Origin of the sequence: Nocardia sp. NPDC051929 (assembly GCF_044548645.1) — a bacterium.
GTDB lineage: Bacteria > Actinomycetota > Actinomycetes > Mycobacteriales > Mycobacteriaceae > Nocardia > Nocardia sichangensis.
The window spans coordinates 1-1,134 of sequence record NZ_JBIUCG010000072.1 but is presented as its reverse complement, the minus strand read 5'-3'; the positions used below and the strand labels follow the sequence as shown (position 1 = coordinate 1,134).

Sequence of the window (1,134 nt, the reverse complement as noted above, 5' to 3'; positions counted from 1 at the left end):
CGACGCCACGGCCAATGGCATGTGATGTATATCACATAATGGAACGGCGTCTAGAACGGCCACGTCCAAGTAGATGAATGAGAGGGCTTATCCCAGAGGGCAACTCAACAGTTGCTGATGCGCATGCATCGCAGCACCCAAGGGGGAGACCATGAACCACACGAAACTCACCATCGTTGCCTTGATCGCAGCGACGATTCCCGCCGTCATCAGTTCCGCGCCAACAGCTTCCGCACAGCAAGTGTGGGGAGCGTGCGGTATCAGCACTCCCGAAGACAAAGTTGTCGCGAAGTACAGCAAAGCGCGGTTGACCTGCGGTAACACCGGCTATGGATTCCGGCACATCCAAACCAAGCACGGCGAGGAGTGGCAAGGGCTTGCAGCGATAGAAAACCGCAACTGGCGCGACATCGCCGACATGGCGATCAGTAAATCGTTGGATACCCCCGACCTCGCTGTCCCGCAGGGCGCCAGAACCTGTTACTCAGGGCAGATATACTTGGTCAACCACGTCAACGGGCAGATCGCGAAAACCGTCGAACCCACAGTCATCGTCGATAACGGCGTCATCGTCACTGCGTTCCCTGGAGGTAAATGTCGTGCCTAGCTCGCACCCCACCACAGCCGAACTGACGCAATCGGTGATCGCGGCAGGTCGCGAGTGGCAGGTGGAGATCTCGTCGTCGGATCAGGGCTTGCAGATCACCGGCCGTGGCGGTGAACGACTGGATGTGCCCATCGAGTTCGCGGTCACGGACGATGAACTGCGCGCCTACTACGTCGAGGTGAGCAAGTCCTCGCTCTATCCCGAAGACCAGAAATGGCAACAGTGGCAATCGCTGATGTCCACCCATTTGTTGGAAGCGCTGCACGAGCTCGACCGGCATGACGCGCAGTGCGTCATCACCGTCGGCGAGACGGGGTTCACGGCGGTACCGCAACAGCTCAACTAACGCAACTACCCCTCGTGTTCAACTAACGCGTCTGTCGGAAGTGGAAAACTCTTGTGGATAGGGCGGGCGAGGCACCCGCAAGCGGCGGTGATGACGCCGCCTGGTCGGGCACCCGGCGTTGTCCGTGGCGGCCCCGGACACGGACCGGAACGCACGCACGGAATAGCCGGCGACCGATAAC

The 1,134-nt window shown here is 59.8% G+C and carries 2 protein-coding genes; both read left to right on the top strand.

The genetic code is table 11. The annotated features are described in order from the left end of the window. Positions 1 to 151: 151 nt before the first annotated feature. Entirely contained in the window at positions 152 to 607 is a 456-nt protein-coding gene (locus tag ACIHAX_RS37790; protein ID WP_397282467.1) for a hypothetical protein, read from the top strand. After that, on the top strand, positions 600 to 953 hold the full coding sequence (locus ACIHAX_RS37785) for a hypothetical protein (RefSeq protein ID WP_397282465.1): 354 nt from the start codon (positions 600 to 602) through the stop codon (positions 951 to 953). Before ACIHAX_RS37790 ends, ACIHAX_RS37785 begins: the two co-directional genes overlap by 8 nt. Positions 954 to 1,134: the final 181 nt, after the last annotated feature.